The 17689-nt window shown below is 64.3% G+C and carries 14 protein-coding genes and 1 pseudogene; 6 read left to right on the top strand and 9 right to left on the bottom strand.

Features of this window, described 5'->3' with window-relative positions; translation table 11 throughout:
* Positions 1–2 precede the first annotated feature (2 nt).
* Positions 3–3449 carry a transcription-repair coupling factor gene (gene mfd, locus EI545_RS00240; protein ID WP_125323560.1) on the top strand — a complete coding sequence of 1149 codons (3447 nt, stop codon included), beginning with the start codon at positions 3–5 and terminating at the stop codon, positions 3447–3449.
* Here mfd and EI545_RS00235 read toward each other — a convergent pair.
* The 3 genes from EI545_RS00235 to EI545_RS00225 are packed head-to-tail and all read right to left on the bottom strand — an operon-like array spanning position 3446 to position 6803.
* Positions 3446–4597 carry an MFS transporter gene (locus tag EI545_RS00235; RefSeq protein ID WP_425471655.1) on the bottom strand — a complete coding sequence of 384 codons (1152 nt, stop codon included), beginning with the start codon at positions 4595–4597 and terminating at the stop codon, positions 3446–3448. The genes mfd and EI545_RS00235 overlap by 4 nt on opposite strands.
* A 59-nt stretch (positions 4598–4656) precedes the next feature.
* The gene (locus tag EI545_RS00230) at positions 4657–5304 is read right to left on the bottom strand and encodes a DsbA family oxidoreductase (protein ID WP_125323558.1); all 648 of its coding nucleotides are present in this window, start codon (positions 5302–5304) and stop codon (positions 4657–4659) included.
* Positions 5301–6803: a class I adenylate-forming enzyme family protein gene (locus tag EI545_RS00225; RefSeq protein ID WP_125323557.1), complete on the bottom strand. Its 1503-nt coding sequence runs from the start codon at positions 6801–6803 to the stop codon at positions 5301–5303. Before EI545_RS00225 ends, EI545_RS00230 begins: the two co-directional genes overlap by 4 nt.
* Positions 6804–6869: 66 nt before the next feature.
* On the opposite strand from EI545_RS00225, the gene EI545_RS00220 reads away from it, so the two are divergent.
* Entirely contained in the window at positions 6870–7493 is a 624-nt protein-coding gene (locus EI545_RS00220; protein ID WP_125323556.1) for a helix-turn-helix domain-containing protein, read from the top strand.
* A gap of 7 nt (positions 7494–7500) precedes the next feature.
* Here EI545_RS00220 and EI545_RS00215 read toward each other — a convergent pair whose 3' ends face one another.
* Both EI545_RS00215 and EI545_RS00210 read right to left on the bottom strand, forming a co-directional pair.
* Entirely contained in the window at positions 7501–7617 is a 117-nt protein-coding gene (locus tag EI545_RS00215) for a lipoprotein (protein WP_125323555.1), read from the bottom strand.
* Between the two features lie 29 nt (positions 7618–7646).
* A pseudogene (locus EI545_RS00210) lies at positions 7647–9466 on the bottom strand (extracellular solute-binding protein).
* Positions 9467–9739: 273 nt separating this feature from the next.
* Here EI545_RS00210 and EI545_RS00205 point away from each other — a divergent pair.
* Positions 9740–10513 carry a 3-hydroxybutyrate dehydrogenase gene (locus EI545_RS00205; protein WP_125323554.1) on the top strand — a complete coding sequence of 258 codons (774 nt, stop codon included), beginning with the start codon at positions 9740–9742 and terminating at the stop codon, positions 10511–10513.
* Positions 10498–11556 (top strand): patatin-like phospholipase family protein, encoded by a 1059-nt coding sequence (locus EI545_RS00200; RefSeq protein ID WP_125323553.1) that lies wholly within the window; start codon positions 10498–10500, stop codon positions 11554–11556. The genes EI545_RS00205 and EI545_RS00200 overlap by 16 nt, the downstream gene beginning before the upstream one ends.
* Before the next feature lie 8 nt (positions 11557–11564).
* On the opposite strand, the gene EI545_RS00195 is transcribed toward EI545_RS00200, so the two are convergent.
* The 4 genes from EI545_RS00195 to EI545_RS00180 all read right to left on the bottom strand — a co-directional run bounded on the left by EI545_RS00195 (position 11565) and on the right by EI545_RS00180 (position 15435).
* On the bottom strand, positions 11565–12245 hold the full coding sequence (locus EI545_RS00195; RefSeq protein ID WP_125323552.1) for a DUF502 domain-containing protein: 681 nt from the start codon (positions 12243–12245) through the stop codon (positions 11565–11567).
* A gap of 82 nt (positions 12246–12327) precedes the next feature.
* Positions 12328–13251 carry a pseudouridine-5'-phosphate glycosidase gene (locus EI545_RS00190; protein ID WP_174258166.1) on the bottom strand — a complete coding sequence of 308 codons (924 nt, stop codon included), beginning with the start codon at positions 13249–13251 and terminating at the stop codon, positions 12328–12330.
* The gene (locus tag EI545_RS00185) at positions 13248–14138 is read right to left on the bottom strand and encodes a PfkB family carbohydrate kinase (protein ID WP_125323551.1); all 891 of its coding nucleotides are present in this window, start codon (positions 14136–14138) and stop codon (positions 13248–13250) included. Before EI545_RS00185 ends, EI545_RS00190 begins: the two co-directional genes overlap by 4 nt.
* A 127-nt stretch (positions 14139–14265) precedes the next feature.
* A complete protein-coding gene (locus tag EI545_RS00180) occupies positions 14266–15435 on the bottom strand; it encodes a mandelate racemase/muconate lactonizing enzyme family protein (protein ID WP_164517165.1) in 1170 nt (389 codons plus the stop codon).
* Between the two features lie 287 nt (positions 15436–15722).
* Between EI545_RS00180 and rpsB the strand changes: the two genes are divergently transcribed.
* Both rpsB and tsf read left to right on the top strand, forming a co-directional pair.
* Positions 15723–16487 (top strand): 30S ribosomal protein S2, encoded by a 765-nt coding sequence (gene rpsB, locus EI545_RS00175; protein ID WP_125323549.1) that lies wholly within the window; start codon positions 15723–15725, stop codon positions 16485–16487.
* Between the two features lie 76 nt (positions 16488–16563).
* The gene (gene tsf / locus EI545_RS00170) at positions 16564–17472 is read left to right on the top strand and encodes a translation elongation factor Ts (RefSeq protein WP_125323548.1); all 909 of its coding nucleotides are present in this window, start codon (positions 16564–16566) and stop codon (positions 17470–17472) included.
* Positions 17473–17689 lie beyond the last annotated feature (217 nt).

Below are 17689 nucleotides of genomic sequence, written 5' to 3'. Positions count from 1 at the left end.
AGATGACCGCAGAGCGCATCATATTGGGCGGCGCGCCCGAAGGGTTTGACGCCTTGCTTCTGTCCCGCGAACTGGCGCGGGGGCGCCCGGTTCTGCACATCGCGCGCGATGACAAACGAGCCGAGGCGATGCGGGCGGCCCTTGCCGTGCTTGCGCCGGAAGTTGCGGTGCTGGACTTTCCGGCATGGGATTGCCTGCCCTACGACCGCGTCAGCCCCAACCCCGAGATTTCCGCGCGGCGGATGGCAACCCTGGCTGCCTTGGTGGACGGGATGGCGGCTCCCTTCGTGCTGCTGACCACGCTGAATGCAGCAACCCAGCGCATTCCGGCGCGGGATGTGGTGCGCGGCGCGTCGTTTCGGGCGGTGGTGGGCGAGCGGGTGGATGAGGCCCGGCTGAAGCAGTTTCTGGCGCGGATGGGGTTTTCGCCCGTGTCGACGGTTGCGGAACCCGGCGACTATGCCTTGCGCGGCGGCATCGTGGATATCTTTCCGCCGGGGCCGGGGGGGCCGATCCGCCTTGATTTCTTCGGTGACGTGCTGGACGGCGCGCGGCGGTTTGACCCGGAAACGCAGCGGACGATTGAAAAGCTGAAACGGGTGGAGTTTTCGGCAGTGTCCGAAGTGATCCTTGACGAAGGGTCGATCGCGCGCTTCCGGCAGAACTATCGCATCAGTTTCGGCGCGGCAGGCACGGATGACCCCCTGTATGAGGCCGTCAGCGCGGGCCGCAAGCATCAGGGGATGGAACATTGGCTGCCCTTCTTCCACACCGGGCTTGAGACGCTGTTCGACTACCTGCCCGATGCCTCCGTGATGCTTGACGATCAGGTGACCCCGGCCCGGTTGGCCCGTTGGGAGGGGATCGACGACAGCTACGACAGCCGGCATGAGGCGATGGGGGCAAAGGGGCGGATCGATACGGTCTACAAGCCCGTGCCGCCGGGTGAGCTTTACCTTGACGATCCCGGGTGGGAGGCTGCCGTGGCGGGCCACCGGGTGGTGCAGCTTTCCCCATTGCCGCAAAGCCCGGGGCCCGGGGTTCTGGACGCAGGGGCAAGGGTGGGCCGCAGCTTCGCACCAGAACGCCAACAGGAAAAGGTGAACCTTTTCGGTGCTTTGGCGGACCACATCAAAGTGCTGGCCAAGACGGGGCAGGTGGTGATCGCCAGCTGGTCGGACGGCGCGCGGGAACGGCTGCGCGGGCTTTTGGCTGACAACGGGGTTGCCGGGGTCACCGACATTGGCGATTTCCGCGCCGTGCCACAGGGGAAGGGTGGGTTGTTCCTGGTCGTCTGGCCGCTGGAGGCGGGCTTTGTCGCGCCCGGCCTTGCCGTCATCTCCGAACAGGACGTCCTGGGCGACCGGCTGGTCGGCAAACCCCGCCGCAAGCGCAAGGCCGACAACTTCCTGCGTGAGGTGGACACGCTTAGCCCCGGCGATCTTGTGGTCCATGTCGAACACGGCGTCGGGCGCTATCTGGGGATCGAGACGATCACCGCGCTTGGTGCCCCCCATGCCTGCGTGATGCTGGAATATGCCGAGAACGCAAAGCTTTACCTGCCGGTGGAGAATATCGAGCTCTTGTCTCGCTATGGCCATGAGGAGGGGTTGCTTGATCGGCTCGGTGGTGGGGCCTGGCAGGCGAAGAAGGCCAAGCTTAAAGAGCGGATCAAGGAGATCGCCGACCGCCTGATGCGGATCGCGGCGGAACGGGCCTTGCGCCATGCGCCGATCCTTGAGGCGCCGCATTCGATCTGGGAGGCTTTCGCCGCGCGGTTCCCCTATCAGGAGACGGATGACCAGCTTGCCGCAATTGCCGATGTGGTGGCGGATCTGGAAAAGGGCTCGCCCATGGACCGCCTCGTCGTGGGCGACGTGGGGTTCGGCAAGACCGAGGTCGCGATGCGGGCGGCGTTCGTTGCGGCGCTTTCGGGCATGCAGGTGGCGGTGATCTGCCCGACGACGCTGCTTGCCCGCCAGCACTATCGCAGTTTTGCGGAGCGATTCCGGGGATTTCCGATATCCGTCAGACCCTTGTCCCGCTTTGTTAGCGCAAAGGATGCTAATGCCACGCGGGCGGCAATCAGTGACGGATCCGTGGACATCGTCGTCGGCACCCATGCCCTGCTGGCCAAGGGCATCAGCTTCAAGAACCTCGGCCTGCTGATCATCGACGAAGAGCAGCACTTTGGCGTGACGCACAAGGAACGGCTGAAGGAAATGCGGTCAGAGGTTCACGTCCTGACCCTGACGGCGACGCCGATCCCCCGCACGCTGCAACTGTCCCTTACCGGGGTGCGCGACCTGTCGATCATCGCCACGCCCCCGGTCGACCGGCTGGCGATCCGCACCTATGTCAGCGAATTCGACACCATCACCATCCGCGAGGCCCTGCTGCGCGAACGGTTCCGGGGCGGGCAGTCCTTCTATGTGGTGCCCCGGATCAGCGACCTGCCGGAGGTTGAGGATTTCCTGAAGACCCATGTGCCAGAGGTGTCTTACGTCATCGCGCATGGGCAATTGGCGGCGGGGGATCTGGATGACCGGATGAACCAGTTCTATGACGGCAAGTATGACGTGTTGGTGGCGACCAGCATTGTTGAAAGCGGGCTGGATATTCCCACCGCAAACACCATGATTGTCCACCGCGCGGATATGTTTGGCCTCAGCCAACTCTACCAGATCCGCGGCCGGGTGGGGCGGTCCAAGACGCGGGCCTATGCGTACCTTACCACCAAACCCCGCGCGCCGCTGACGCCGCAGGCGATGAAGCGTCTGCGGCTGCTGGGCGGTCTGGACAGTCTTGGCGCAGGGTTCAACCTTGCCAGCCACGACCTTGATCTGCGCGGGGCGGGCAACCTGCTGGGCGAAGAACAGTCGGGCCATATCCGCGAGGTCGGCTATGAGCTTTACCAGCAGATGCTGGAAGACACGATTGCCAAGATCAAGTCCGGAGAGTTGCAGGGCCTGACCACGGTTGATGACGGCTGGTCGCCGCAGTTGAACCTTGGCGTGCCGGTGATGATTCCGGAAAGCTACATCCCCGATCTGGACATTCGGCTGGGGCTTTACCGGCGGCTGTCGTCGCTTGGCACCAAGGTGGAGCTTGAGGGGTTCGCGGCCGAGTTGATCGACCGCTTCGGTGCCCTGCCGAAGGAGGTGAACACGCTGATGCTGATCGTGCGGATCAAGGCGATGTGCAAAAGGGCGGGAATCTCCCGGCTGGACGCCGGGCCGAAGGGCGCGACGATCCAGTTTCACAACGACAAGTTCGCCAACCCCGCCGGGCTGGTCGATTTCCTGAAGGCCCAAGGCGGTGCCGCGCGGGTCAACGGCAACAAGATCGTCCTGACAGGCGAGATGAAGACCGAAGCCGACCGGATCAAGGGTGCCTTCAACATCGCCCGCGATCTGGCCGCGGTGGTGAAGGCCGGGAAAAAGCCTTAGCGCGCCGGCAGGCCGTAGCGCATCAGCGCCAGCGCCCCCGCCAGCAACGCGGCAACACCCGCCAACAGCGGCAGGACCGTGCCGTTGAACGCAAGTCCGACCGGGATCGCCAGCAGCACCGACCCCACCGTCGCAAGGCATGAGATGACCGAAGCGGCAAGCCCGGCGATATGGCCCACAGGCTCCATCGCGAGGGCGTTCAGGTTGCCCATCGTCAGGCCCATCATGCTGAACAGCCCGATCGACCACAGCAGATGGGCCGGGAAAGCCAGCGCCTCAGGCATCAGGCCGCTTGCGATGGTCAAAAGGCAGATCACCGTCAGCCCAAGCTGGGCGGCAAGGGTGCCGGTAATCACCCGACGCATGCCAAGGGTCATCACGATGCGGCTGTTGAGCAGGCTGCCGGACATGGAGCCGACCGCGATGAAGGCAAACCAGAGGGGGAAGGTTTCGGCGCGGTCAAAGCGCAGCTCGAAAATCCCATGCATCGACGACAGCGTGGCAAACAGCGCGCCCAGCGTCAGCGCCTGCACGAGGGTGGAGATGACGATGACGCGGTGGCGGCCAAGCTCTTTCGTGGCGGACCACAGGGTCGCCATCCGCAAGGGGCGGCGGGACGTGACGGGCAAGGTTTCAGGCTGGCGCAGGCCCATCCAAAGCATCGTGATGGCCGAGAAGGCGATATAGGCAAGGAAAATCGCATGCCAGTCGGCAATGGCGATGATGCCTTGGCCCATCAGTGGCGCGATGGCCGGAATGACCGTGAAGATCAGCATCGCAAAGGACATGATCCGGGCCATGTCGCGCCCGCTGAACAGATCACGCACCATGGCGATGGAGACGGTTCTGGGGGCGGCAGAGCCGATCCCCTGCACGACGCGGGCGATCAGAAGAAGCTCCAGCGTCGGGGCGAAATAGCAGGCCAAGGCGGCGAGGGCATAGAGGGCCGACCCGAACATGATCACCCGCTTGCGGCCAAAGGCGTCGGACAACGGCCCGGCGAACAGGGTGCCGATGCCCATGCCGAAGACAAAGCTTGTCACCACCAGCTGTGCGGCATTGGGGGCGTCAGGTGACAGGGCGGCGGCGATGTCGGGCAGGGCCGGCAGCATTGCGTCAATAGAAATGGCGATGGTGGCAAACAGCATCGCGATGATCGCGACGAACTCCGTCTGCGAGATCGGCTTTTGGACAACGGATGTGTCGGTCAATTCACCAGACCCTCGGCAGGCGGCGTCAGTTCGGTGATGACCTTGGCCCAAAGGTCAGGGGGTTGCGCGCCCGAGACGACGTATTGCTGTGCCACAAGGAAAGTGGGCACGGCGCTGACCCCCTTGGCGCGGGCATCGGCGTCGCGGGCGGCGATATCCTCGGCATCCGCGTCCGAGGACAGAAGGCGCAAGGTGGCGGCCCGGTCCATCCCAGCCTCACCCGCGATGTCGGCCAAGGTTTCCAACGCCCCGATATCGCGGCCTTCGGTCCAGTAGGCGCGCATCAGGCGGTGGACCATGTCGGGCTGCAGACCTTCGATCCCGGCCCAGTGGATGAGGCGGTGAGCGTTCAGGGTGTTCGGCATCCGCTGGGGAATGTCAGGGTCCATGTCCACACCAGCGGCGCGGGCAACTTCGCGCAGGCGGTCATGGATCGCATCGACCTTGGCCGGACCGCCAAACTTCGCCTCAAGATAGGCGCGCTTGGCCACGCCTTCCGGGGGCAGGTCGGGGTTCAGCTGGAACGGATGCCACTGGATCGCGAAGGGATTCACCGGGTGATCCTGCAGGGCGCGGTCAAGATTGGCCTTGCCGATGAAGCACCACGGGCAGACGGGATCTGAAAAGATATCAAGGCGGATCATGGGTCAGGTCTCTGGAATAGCGGGCCAAGGGCGCGGCGGATCAGTTTGCCATTGGCCGTCCGCGGCAACGAGTCAAGGTGCTGGTAGTGCCTTGGCTGCTTCCAGCGGGCAAGGGCAAGTTCGGCGCGCTGGTGCAGAAGGGTGGCGTCGATCCTGCACGATCCTTCGTAAAACAGCGCGATGATCCTTGTGCCGGGGGCAACCTCAACCTCGGCTGCGGCGCAGGTGGTGAGACCGGGAAGGTCGTGAAAGGCGGCCTCGATGTCCAGCGGTGAGACGCGGAAGCCGCCCGCGTTCATCAGGTCATCCTTGCGGCCGAGGTGGGTGATTGCGCCGGTGTCCGACATCGTGACGACGTCGCCCGTGCGAAACCAAGGGCCTTCCGGTGGAGGGCGGCCGAGGTAGCCCCGCATGAAACCGGGATCGGCGGTGGAGACGGCAAGTTCGCCGGGGGTGTTGCGGGGGACGGGGTTTCCGCTGTCATCAAGGCAGGCGACAAGGCGGCCGGGCTGGACATAGCCGGCTGTGCCGGGCGGCGCAGGGCGATGGGGCGCGCCCGAGATGTAGGTGGACAACTCCGACATCCCCAGCGCCTCATGCACCGCAGTTCCGGTCTGGCGCTGCCAGTCATCGCGCAAGGCGGGGGGCAGCGCCTCACCCGCCGACAGCGCATGGCGCAGGTGGGGCAGGGCCGGAAGACCCGCGCGCAGCATCTGGCGAAAGACACCCGGGGCGGCGGCGAAGATGGTGGCCTGCGACCGCGCCAAAAGCGTGGGCAGGGCGGTAGGCTGCGTTCCGGCAGCGGGGATCACGGCGGTGGCACCCAGCGTCCAGGGGTCCAAAAGGCCTGTGCCCAGCGTGTAGGTCCAGTTGAGCGCGCCTGCGTGTAACAGGCGGTCATCCGGGATCAGGCCCTCCCAAGCGGCGTGCATCGCCTGACGCGCAAGGATGGCGCGATGGGCATGGGACACGGCCTCGGGCTCGCCCGATGAGCCTGAGGTGAAGACGATGTACCCCTCACGGTGCGGATCACCCATATGCAGCGGTGCCGGGGGCAGGCTGGCCCAAGCGGCGCAATCAGGGGCGATCACCGGGGCAGGGTGGCGGGGCAGGGGAATGCCCGGGTTGGCGATGACAAGCTTTGGGTCCGCGCGTAGCGCCAGCCGCGTAATCTCGCCCTCGGTCAGCGCGGCGGAGGTGGCGACGGGCACCAGACCGGCAAAGAGGGCGCCAAGGAACACGATGGGAAACGCCGGACCATTGGCCAGCCGCATCAGCACGCGGTCGCCGGGCTGCAGCCCAATACCCAACAGCGCGGTGGCGCAGCCCCTGACCCGGGCGCTTACGTCTGCGAAGCAAAGAACCTCATCCCGCTCCGGGTGCAGAATCACCAGCGCCGGTTTTCCCGGATTGCTCTGGCCAGCCGCCAGCACATGCCCGGCCATGTTGAAGGCGGCGGGCAGGGCGGGGAACGGGCGGGTGTCGATCAATGACAGCATCGCACCATGCCTAAGAAGCCTGCATCGCAGTTGCAAGGACAGGTGCGCTGCACTATCCGGGTGGCCATGCAGACGACCGATCCCAAGACCATGATCCGCGTCGCCCGTGAGGCGGGGGGCGACACCCATGTCGAGCCGCTCAATCTGGGCCTGCGAGTGCGTGAGTTGCGCCGGTCCCTTGGCTGGACCTTGGAAGAGGCGGCCACGCGTGCGGGTCTGGCGCGGTCCACCCTGTCAAAGATCGAAAACGGGCAGATGAGCCCGACCTATGACGCGCTGAAAAAGCTGGCGGGGGGCTTGTCCATCTCGGTCCCGCAGCTGTTCACGCCGCCGTCCAAGGCACAGGTCAACGGGCGGATGGCCGTCACCAAGTCAGGCGACGGGCAAGCGCAGGCGACCGCTACCTATGAACATGAGCTTCTGGCCGGAAGCCTGTCGAAGAAACAGATGCTGCCCTATCGCGCCACGATCCGCGCCCGCAGCCTTGACGAATTCAGCGGCTGGGTCCGCCATGACGGGGAAGAGTTCCTGTTCGTCCTGACCGGCGTGATCCGCCTTTACACCGAGTTCTATGAACCCGTCGACCTGCGCCGGGGCGACAGCGCCTATTACGATGCAGCCATGGGCCACAACGTGATCAGCCTGTCAGATGAGGATGCGACGATCCTGTGGGTAACGTCCTTGGTCTGAGGCGACCTTAAAACATGTCCGCGACGGTATCGGCCCCTGCCGTAATGTCCTGTCCCACGCCGCCGATGGTGTTGCAGGCCGACAGGGCCAGAAGTGCCAGAAGGGTCAGTGCCAGTTTGCGCATGCTCATGCCTCTTGCTTGATCGAGGGCGGTCATTCTTCGAACCACCACAGGGCCGGAAGATATGAATTTCCCCAGTCCCCGTAAAGCTGTACCGTTTCGGGGTGCTTCAATTCGCGTGCATGGACAATCAGGTTCCGGTCGGCAAACCAGAACGGCACCACATAGCGCCCGGCGGTCAGCAGCCGGTCCAGCGCCTGCGCCGCAGTCGTAAAGCCTTCCACATCGCGGGCCGACAGCATGGCCGCGATCATCGCGTCGATCGCCGGGGACCGCGCGCCCATCCAGTTGCGTGACCCTTCGGTGTCTGCGGCGGCAACGCTCCAGTACAGGGTCTGCTCGTTGCCGGGTGACAGCGACATGGTGCGGATGATGTAGGTCATGTCGAAATCAAAGCTGTCGGTGCGGGTCTTCATCTGCGCGCTGTCCAGCATGGTGACGCGGGCCGCGATGCCCACGGTCTTCAGCGCCTCGACATAGATCGCGGCAATGCTGGCGGCTTCGTCCTGACCGATGGTCAGCAGGATTTCAAAGGTGAAGGGTTGTCCGTCCACCCCGCGCAGGATGCCGTCATCGCCAATCGTCCATCCCGCCTCTTCCAGCAGGGCCAGGGCCTTGCGCAGGCCCGGGCGATTGACCGGTGACCCATCGCTTTCGGGAAAGGCGTACCCCTCAAGCGTGCCGGGCAGAAGGTCGGCGCGGAACGGTTCCAGCAATGCCAGAACCTCCCCCTCAGCCGGGGTGCCGGGGACCATCGCGAAGGGGCTGTTGGAGAAGTAGGAGGTGATGCGGGGCGCTGCCCCCCGGTCATCGTCTGGTTGATGAAGTCGAAGTTGAACATCTGGATCATCGCCTCGCGCACGCGCCAGTCAGCGAACTGCGGGCGGCGGGTGTTCATCACCAACCCGATGATGCCCGAGGGGCGGTCATGCGGAACTTCAAGTTTCAACATCTCGCCATTGGTGATGGCGGGAAAGTCATAGCGGCTGGCCCAGCGGGCAAGGTTGTCTTCGCGGTAGGCGGAGATGGCGCCCGACTTCACCGATTCAAAGACGGCGACCGGGTTGGCGAAGTATTCATACCGGATGGTGTCAAAGTTCCACTGGCCGCGGTTGAAGGGCAGGTCCTTGCCCCACCAATCGGGGTTGCGGCGATAGGTTATGCCGACACCGGGGTCGACGGTATCAACGACATAGGGCCCCGACCCGGTCAGCCGGTCCAGGGTCGTTGCATCAAAGACCTTTCCGTCAAAGTCAGCCTTTTTCAGGATCGGGCGCAGGCCCAGGATCAGCGGCAGTTCTCGGTCTTCGGTGTTGAAATCAAACCGCACGCTGCGCGGCCCGGTCGCCTTGGCCAAGGCGATCTTGTCCCACGCGGTGTGGTAGCGCGGGTGGCCAAGGGTGCCCAGAGTCTCATAGCTCCACAGCACGTCATCGACGGTCACCGGGGTCCCGTCCGAGAATCGGGCCCCTTCGCGCAGGGTGAATTCCACATAGGTCCGGGCGTCATCCGTGGTGATCGATTCGGCCAGAAGACCGTAAAGCGTGAAGGGTTCATCGAAGCTGCGGGCCATCAACGTCTCGAACGTCAGGGCCGACACGCCCTCGGCCGGAGAGCCGTTGGTGATGAAGGGGTTCAGCGTGTCGAAGCCGCCATTGACCGCAAGCGTGATGCTGCCGCCCTTCGGCGCATCAGGGTTGGCTTGAGGCAAGGACACAAAATCCGGGGGCAGGGCAGGTGCGCCATACATAGCTATGCCATGCTGCGGTTCGGCGACGGCTGCGCCGATCGTCAGGGCGAGGACCGTGGGCGCGGCAATACGGTGAAGGGTCGCGCGAAGGACGGCGAACATGGGCAAGGTTTTCCTGTCTGCAAGGCTGTCGGTCGCGGCCAGATTAGGACCGTCATCGTGGCAATTCAAACTTTTAGCTTGGCCATCGGCAGAGAGCGGATTATACAGTCCTTACTGCTCGATAGGTTTCTTGCCTGTATGAAACCTGCCTCAAAGACTTAACGCCGGCTTCGTGCCGGCGTTTTTTTTGTGCGTTTCACAAAGGTGTGCCAGCGCTTCCCCTTCGCGCCGCAGCATGGCATGGTTTCGCAGTTGCAGCATGAGGGGCAGAACATGACACTTTCAGGCAAGCGCGCCGTCATCACCGGGTCAAATTCGGGAATCGGTCTGGGCGTGGCCGAGGCTTTGGCCGCCGCCGGGGCCGAGGTGGTGCTGAACAGCTTCACCGACCGGCCCGAAGATCATGACATGGCCCGCGATCTTGGTGCCCGGCATGGCGTAGTCGCGCGCTACATCGCCGCCGACATGTCGAAGGGCGCGGAGTGCCGCGCCTTGATCGAAAAGGCGGGCGGTTGCGACATTCTGGTGAACAACGCCGGTATCCAGTTCGTGTCCCCGGTCGAGGATTTCCCGGTGGAGAAATGGGATGCGATTCTGGCGATCAACCTGTCCTCGGCCTTCCACACCACCGCTGCCGCCCTGCCGGGGATGAAGGCCAAGGGCTGGGGCCGGATCGTCAACGTGGCCAGCGCCCATGGCTTGACGGCAAGCCCGTTCAAATCGGCCTATGTCGCGGCCAAGCACGGTGTCCTTGGCCTGACCAAGACCGTGGCGCTGGAAGTGGCGGGGCAGGGGATCACCTGCAACGCGATCTGCCCGGGCTATGTGCTGACCCCCTTGGTCGAGGCGCAGATCCCCGACCAGATGAAGGCACACAAGATGGACCGTGAAACCGTGATCCGCGAAGTGATGCTGGACCGCCAACCCTCACGCCAGTTTGCGACGGTCGAACAGATCGGCGGAACGGCTGTCTACCTGTGCTCGTCGTCGGCCGATCAGGTGACCGGGACCAGCATTTCCGTTGATGGCGGATGGACGGCCCTGTGACGCCTGCCGAGACGCCAACTGGCAAGCGGCGGGTCAATCTGGCGCTGCAAGGTGGGGGCGCGCATGGCGCCTTCACTTGGGGCGTTCTGGACCGTCTCTTGGACGAAGACGACATTGAAATCGCCGCGATCTCTGGCACATCGGCAGGGGCGCTGAACGGGGCCGCGCTGAAAGCCGGGTTGATCGCGGGCGGTCGTGGGGCGGCGAAAAAGCGGCTGGACCGGCTGTGGACCCAGGTCGGTGCGGTCGGTGATTTCCGTTTGCTGCCCTGGCTGCAACCGTTCCTGCCCGCCGTCCGGCTCTGGCAGGAAGCGGCGGAAACGCTGATGCCGGTCTCGCCCCAAAGTCTGACGGCCGCGCTTTATTCGCCCTATTCCTGGGGGACAGGCTGGCAAAACCCGCTGGAGCCGGTCGTTCGCGATCTGGATTTTGCCAAAGTCTGCGCAGGCGATGGCCCGCGCCTGTTCGTCAGCGCCACGAATGTACGAACCGGCAAGATCAAGGTCTTCGAAGGCAGCGCGATCACGCCCGAGGCGCTGATGGCCTCGGCCTGTGTGCCAACGGTGTTTCAGGCGGTCGAGATCGGCGGTGAAGCTTATTGGGATGGCGGCTATGCCGGAAACCCGGCACTCTTCCCGCTTTATGAACCTGAACTGCCCGAAGACGTGCTCGTCGTCTCCATCAACCCGATGCGGCGCGAGGCCGTGCCCGAAACCCCGCTGGATATCCAGAACCGGATCAACGAGATCAGCTTCAACGCAAGCCTGCTTGGCGAATTGCGGGCGATCAACTTTGTCCGTCGCCTGATCGCCGAAGGCCGGATGGACAAAGGCGTGATGAAAGAGGTCCGCGTGCACATGATCGCCGATGACGGCCTGATGAACGACCTCAGCGCCAGCACCAAACTTGCCCCCTCACCCCAGCTTCTGGATCGGCTGAAACAGGCGGGACGGGCGGCGGCAGACCGGTTTCTGGCGGAAGATGCCCGGCACATCGGGCAGGAACCGGGCGTCAACCTGCAAGGCCTGCTGGCGCGGGAATAGGCCCGTGCTCAGACAGGGTCCTTCGTCAAGGGATAGACCAACCCGCCCGACACGATCAACTTGGCCGCGTCGTCGATCTTCATGTCAAGGATGGTCAGATCCTTGGTCGGCACGAACAGCAACATGCCCGACGTAAACGGCGTCAGCCCCACGAACACGGCCGAGAAGTCCGGCCCCAGCAGGGCCAGCCGATTGGCCACCTCACCCTTTGGCCGGGTCGAGATGAAGCCAAGCGCATAGGATCCCGCGCGCGGAAACTCCAGCAGGCAGACCTGATCGAAGCTTTGCTCCTTCTTGTTGAAGAAGGTTTCAGCCACTTGCTTGATCGCGCCATAGACCGACCGGATGATCGGCATCCGGTCCACCGCATCTTCGCCCCAGCGGATGACCGACCGGCCGAACAGCCCCTTGGCCATCCAGCCGATGATGATGGTAAAGACCAGAAACACCAGCACGCCCACACCCCGGACCGGGAAATTGGCACCGGGGCCGATGTAGCGTTCAACCAGCGCCTCGGGCTGGTAGGCCGACGGGATCAAGGGCAGGATCCAGCCGTCAATCCAGCCGATCAGCGTCCAGACGAAGTAAATCGTCAGGCCAATGGGCAAGACCACCACCAGACCGGTCAGAAAGCTTGCCCGCAGGCTGGCAAGAATGCTGCGGCGGCGGGATTGGTGGGGTTCGGACATCAAGACTCCGGCGGGTGCAAGGAAGACGCCTTAACCTATGGGTGCCACCCGGCCTTGCCAATGGCCCCAATCGGTTTTCCAGTCAGCTTTCCGTGCGCTGCCGCGCGATTTCCGTCGCGATCTCGGACGCCAGCCGGGCGTTGCTCAGCACAAGGGCGATATTCGCGTGCAAAGACCGGCCTGCCGTCAACTCAAAGATGCGCTGCAGCAGGAAAGGCGTCACGGCCTTGGCAGCGATGCCCCGCGCCGCAGCCTCGGACAGGGCGGCTTCGATATGCGGGGTGATTTCGCCGCGCGCGATCTCGTCGCCTGCGGGAATCGGATTGGCGACCAGTTGGCCGCCCGGCAGACCAAGCTGCCCCCGCAGGAGATGGGCAGCGGCGATGTCACGGGCGCTGTCCATCCGCAGCGGGGATTTAAGGCCCGAATCGCGCGACCAGAAGGCGGGAAACGCGTCCTGCCCATAGGCGATGACCGGAACACCAAGGGTTTCCAGATACTCCAGCGTTTTCGGCAGATCCAGAATGGCCTTCGCCCCCGCCGCGACCACAGTCACGGACGTTTCCGCCAGTTCCCGCAAATCGGCCGAGATGTCGAACGTCGTTTCCGCCCCACGATGCACACCGCCGATGCCGCCCGTGGCAAAGACCGAAATTCCGGCCAGCTTTGCGCAGATCATGGTCGCCGCCACCGTCGTGGCCCCGGTTCCGCCGCTGGCCAGACAGGCGGCAAGATCGGCGCGCGACAGCTTGGCCACGTTCTGCGCCTGACCCAGGGATTGCAGTTGATCTTCCGTCAGACCGATGTGGATGCGCCGGTCCATGACGGCGATGGTCGCCGGCACGGCCCCTTGGGCGCGGACTTCAGCCTCAACCCGGCGTGCCGTTTCCACATTCTGCGGGTATGGCATGCCATGGGTGATGATTGTGCTTTCAAGCGCGACAATCGGGGTGTTGTTGGCAACAGCCTCGGCCACTTCGGGCGACATGAGCAGTGGTGCGATCATGATCCGATCTCTCCTGAAACATAGCTGGCCGCCGCGCGCAGCGCTGCATCAAGCGCGGCCTGTCGGGCAGCACCCTGCGCTTCGGCAACGATATGGGCGGCCATGAACGTGTCGCCAGCGCCGGTGACGCGGGTCACCAGAACGGGTGGCGGCGCGCCTTCGATCACACCGCCGTCGCGGCTGCCTTCGGCGGACACGGCACCACCATTGGTCACCAACACCCGGCTGGCCCCCCGCGCCAAAAGCGCGGCAGCAGCCTGTGGCGCAGTGCTTGACTGTGCCTTGGCCAGAATATTCGCCTCTTCCAGGTTCACATAAAGCGTGGCGGTGGGATGCGTCAGCAGCGGCAAAAGCCGCTCTGCCTTGCCCGGCGAAGCGGGGGCGACGCGCAGGTCGGCCGCAGCAAACAGCGGCGAAGTGGCAATGTCGGATAGCAGCGCCTCAGTCAGGTTGCCGTCCAGCGCGATCAGACCGGGCCATGGGCTGGCTTCGGTTCCCAGACGGCCATCCTCCAGCGGGCGCAGGATCTTGTTGCCCGCCGCTTCCAGCGAATGAGCATCGGCTATGGCCGCAATCAGCCCGTTCGCGCCCTCAATCGCCATGTAGCGGTCGGTCGGCAGATCGTCGGACCGGTAGACATGGGCGGTCACAAGGCCCATCCGGTCACAGGCGGCGATCAGCTCTTCGCCCTCGGCATCGCGGCCAATCGCGGTCAGCAGCGCCGGGGTCATGCCAAAGCGGCGCAGCGTCATCGCGATGTTCATCGCGACACCGCCCGGCAGGCGGCTGATCCGGCCCGGCACATCCGACCCCAACCGCATCGAGGTGGGCGAGCGGCCGATGATGTCCCAAAGGGTGGACCCGATGCAAAGGATGTCTGGCGTCATATGTGGTTTATTGCGGGAAGCGCCGCGCCGGTGCAAGGGGGGCTCGCCCCGGGCTTGACCCGGGGCCTCATTGTCCAGTCAGGGGGGGCCGTGGACAGAGGTCCCGGGTCAAGCCCGGGACGGGGTTTCAGCGTTTTCGGAAGGCACTGCCGTAGCCGCCGCTGCGCCCATCGGGAAAGGCACCTTCGGCCAGATAGCGGTCGTGACAGCGGCCCAACGCCTTTTCGTCCAGCGTGACGCCAAGGCCGGGGCCATCAGGCACGCGGGTGATCCCGCCTTCAAGGGCGAACGGGCCGCCTTCGATGACATCGTCTGCATACCAGTGGAACAAAGTCTGACTGGCCCCCCGGACATGTTCCAACGCCGCGGTCAGGTGCAGATATGCCGCCGATGCGATCCCGGTTTCGCCGGAATGAAAGCGGAACCCCACGCCCATCGCCTCACAAGCGCGAATGAAGTCGCGGGTGCGAGCGACTCCGCCATGTTCATTCACATTGGTCACGATGCAATCCGGGCAGCGCAGCGCGACAGCCTTGGGCAGGTCGATCGCATGGGCCGAAAACGGGATATCGCAATGGTGACGCAGGTCAGCCATTTCCTCATAGGTTTCCACCGGTTCCTCGAACCAGCTGATATTGTACGGGGCCAGCCGGCGCAGGGCATCCCGCGCCGTGGGCACTGTCCAGCCGCCATTGGCATCAAGCTGCAGGGGCCGGTCGCCGATGGCGGCGCGGACTTCGCGGACCATCTGCACTTCCTCATCCAGCGCCACCGCGCCGACCTTGCCTTCAAAGATCACCGATCCGTGGCGTTCGATCATCGCAGCACAATAGCGCGCGACCTCTAGCGGAGTGCTTTCGCCGGGGTGGTTCGCGCCGGGCCAGCGATAGCTGAAATACTCGGTCAGCGGAATTTCAGTCCGAACCGCCCCGCCAAGCAGCTGGAACAGAGGCACGCCTTCCGTCTTGCCCCGCGCATCCCACATCGCCATCTCGATCCCGCCGAAGACCCGCCGCGCGGCCAGCACATTGCCCCAAGGCGTGTAGCGCATCCCCGGGACCAGCTTCGCCTCGGCGGCATGAATGTCGCGCAGGTCCATGCCCACCAGCCGCGCGCCGGCGGCGATCACATCGGCGGCCCGGTCACCATCGGCACATTCGCCAAGGCCCACCACGCCATCCTCGGTCACCAGCCGGATCACCGTCTTGGTCAGCGACGCAATCGCGCCATAACTGAACCGGTAGGGCGCATGGAACGGGATGTTCACCGGCAGGGCGGTGATGGATCTGATCTTCACGGACAACCCCTTGCTCTGCGCGCAGATGGGCGGCAGGTTAGCCGCGCACCCCATGCCTGCACTACGGGCAACGACACTGCCGGGCCGGTTTTGACCGTTTTCCTGCGGGTTTGCCCGGTTTTGCAGGCGATTTGCCCTTGCGCCAGCAGATGGGGCAGGGTAATGCCGCGCCACTTCACAGGTGTCGCTGGGGCTTTTGCGGGGAGAAATCCCGTGAGGTCCACCGGTTGCCCCCATCCGGGGGTGAAGACGGCGGCACCGAGGATCAAACCGGAAAAGGATAAGGCATGGCTCTTCCTGAGTTCTCCATGCGTCAGCTTTTGGAAGCTGGCGTTCACTATGGCCACCAGACCGCTCGCTGGAACCCCAAGATGGGCGAGTATATCTACGGTGACCGCAACGGCATTCACATCATCGACCTGACGCAGACTGTTCCGCTTCTGGACCAGGCGCTTAAGATCGTGCGCGACACGGTTGCCAAGGGCGGCCGCATCCTGTTCGTCGGCACCAAGCGCCAGGCACAAAAGCCCGTCGCCGAAGCGGCTGAACGTTGCGCGCAGTTCTACATGAACCACCGCTGGCTGGGCGGCACGCTGACCAACTGGAAAACCGTGTCCCAGTCGATCCAGCGCCTGAAGCAGCTGGACGAAGTGCTTGGCGCAGGCGGCGAAGGTCTGACCAAGAAGGAACGCCTTGGCATGGAACGTGACCAGGCCAAGCTGCAAGCCTCGCTTGGCGGGATCCGCGAAATGGGCGGCACCCCGGACCTGATCTTCATCGTGGACGTGGGCAAGGAAGACCTTGCCGTTCTGGAAGCGCAGAAGCTGGGCATCCCGGTCGTCGGCATCGTCGACACCAACTGCTCGCCCAAGGGCGTGACGCATGTCATCCCCGGCAACGACGACGCGGCCCGCGCGATCCAGCTCTACTGCGACCTGATCAGCCGCGCCGCGCTTGACGGCATGTCGGCCCAGATGGGCGCCGCTGGCGTTGACCTTGGCGCGCTTGAGGCTGCCCCGGAAGAAGAAGCCGTCGCCGAAGCCGAAGCCTGATCGGCTGTCGCGTCACAAGCTTGTCACCCGGCGGGGCTACCCCCGCCGGGACCATGATTTCTGAGGAGTGGGAAAAATGACGATCACCGCCCAGATGGTGAAGGAACTGCGCGAAGCCACCGGCGCAGGCATGATGGATGTGAAAAAGGCGCTGACCGAGGTCAATGGCGACATGGACGCCGCGGTTGACTGGCTGCGGACCAAGGGCCTTGCGAAAGCGGCCAAGAAGGCCGACCGCGTCGCCGCCGAAGGTCTGATCGGCGTTGCCGTCAGCAACGGCCGTGGCGTTGCGGTCGAGATCAACTCGGAAACCGACTTCGTCGCCAAGAACGCCGATTTCCAGGCGCTGGTCCGCGACGTGGCGAACATCGCCCTGACGGCGGGCGATGAGATCGAGGTGGTCAAGGCAGCCCATCTGAACGGCAAGACCGTGGACACCGTGGTGCAGGAAGCGATTTCCCGCATTGGGGAAAACATGACCTTCCGCCGCATGCATGTGCTGGAGGGTGAAACGGTCGTGTCCTACGTCCATAACGCCGCATCGGCGGGCATGGGCAAGATCGGCGTCCTTGTGGCGCTGAAGGGCGACAAGGCCAAGGCGGAAGAGATCGGCAAGCAGTTCGCGATGCACATCGCGGCGACGGCACCGCTGTCTCTGTCCGAAGCGACGCTGCACCCCGAAGTGCTGGAGCGGGAACTGGCCGTGCAGACCGCCAAGGCGCTGGAAGAAAACGCCGCCTCGGCCAAGCCGAAGCCGGACGCCGTGATCCACAACAACATCATCCCGGGCCGGATGAAGCGCTTTCTTGCGGAAAACACGCTTCTCGGCCAGGCCTTCGTCATCAACCCTGACCTGACCGTGGAAGCGGCGGCCAAGGAAGCTGGCGTGGAAATCACCGGCTATGCCCGCGTCGCCGTCGGCGAAGGGATCGAGAAGAAGTCGGAAGATTTCGCCGCCGAAGTCGCCAAGGCGCTTCAGGGCTAAGCTTTCGACAGAACGGGGCAGGGGGCCGGCGCAGCGATGCGTCGGCCCTTTCCTTTTTAACCGGGCATTTGGGCTACTGAAAGGCTGTCACCAAAACATTCGGCGCGACCCAGTAAAGGGCCGCGCCGCACGGTCCTGCCATCCCACTGGGGATAAGGACGGGAGAGGCAGAACTGACACCAGCCAAAGGGGAAAAATGGCTGAACAAACTAAACCC

The organism is Tabrizicola piscis, assembly GCF_003940805.1.
GTDB lineage: Bacteria > Pseudomonadota > Alphaproteobacteria > Rhodobacterales > Rhodobacteraceae > Tabrizicola > Tabrizicola piscis.
This window is presented reverse-complemented; position numbering and strand designations above follow the sequence as displayed.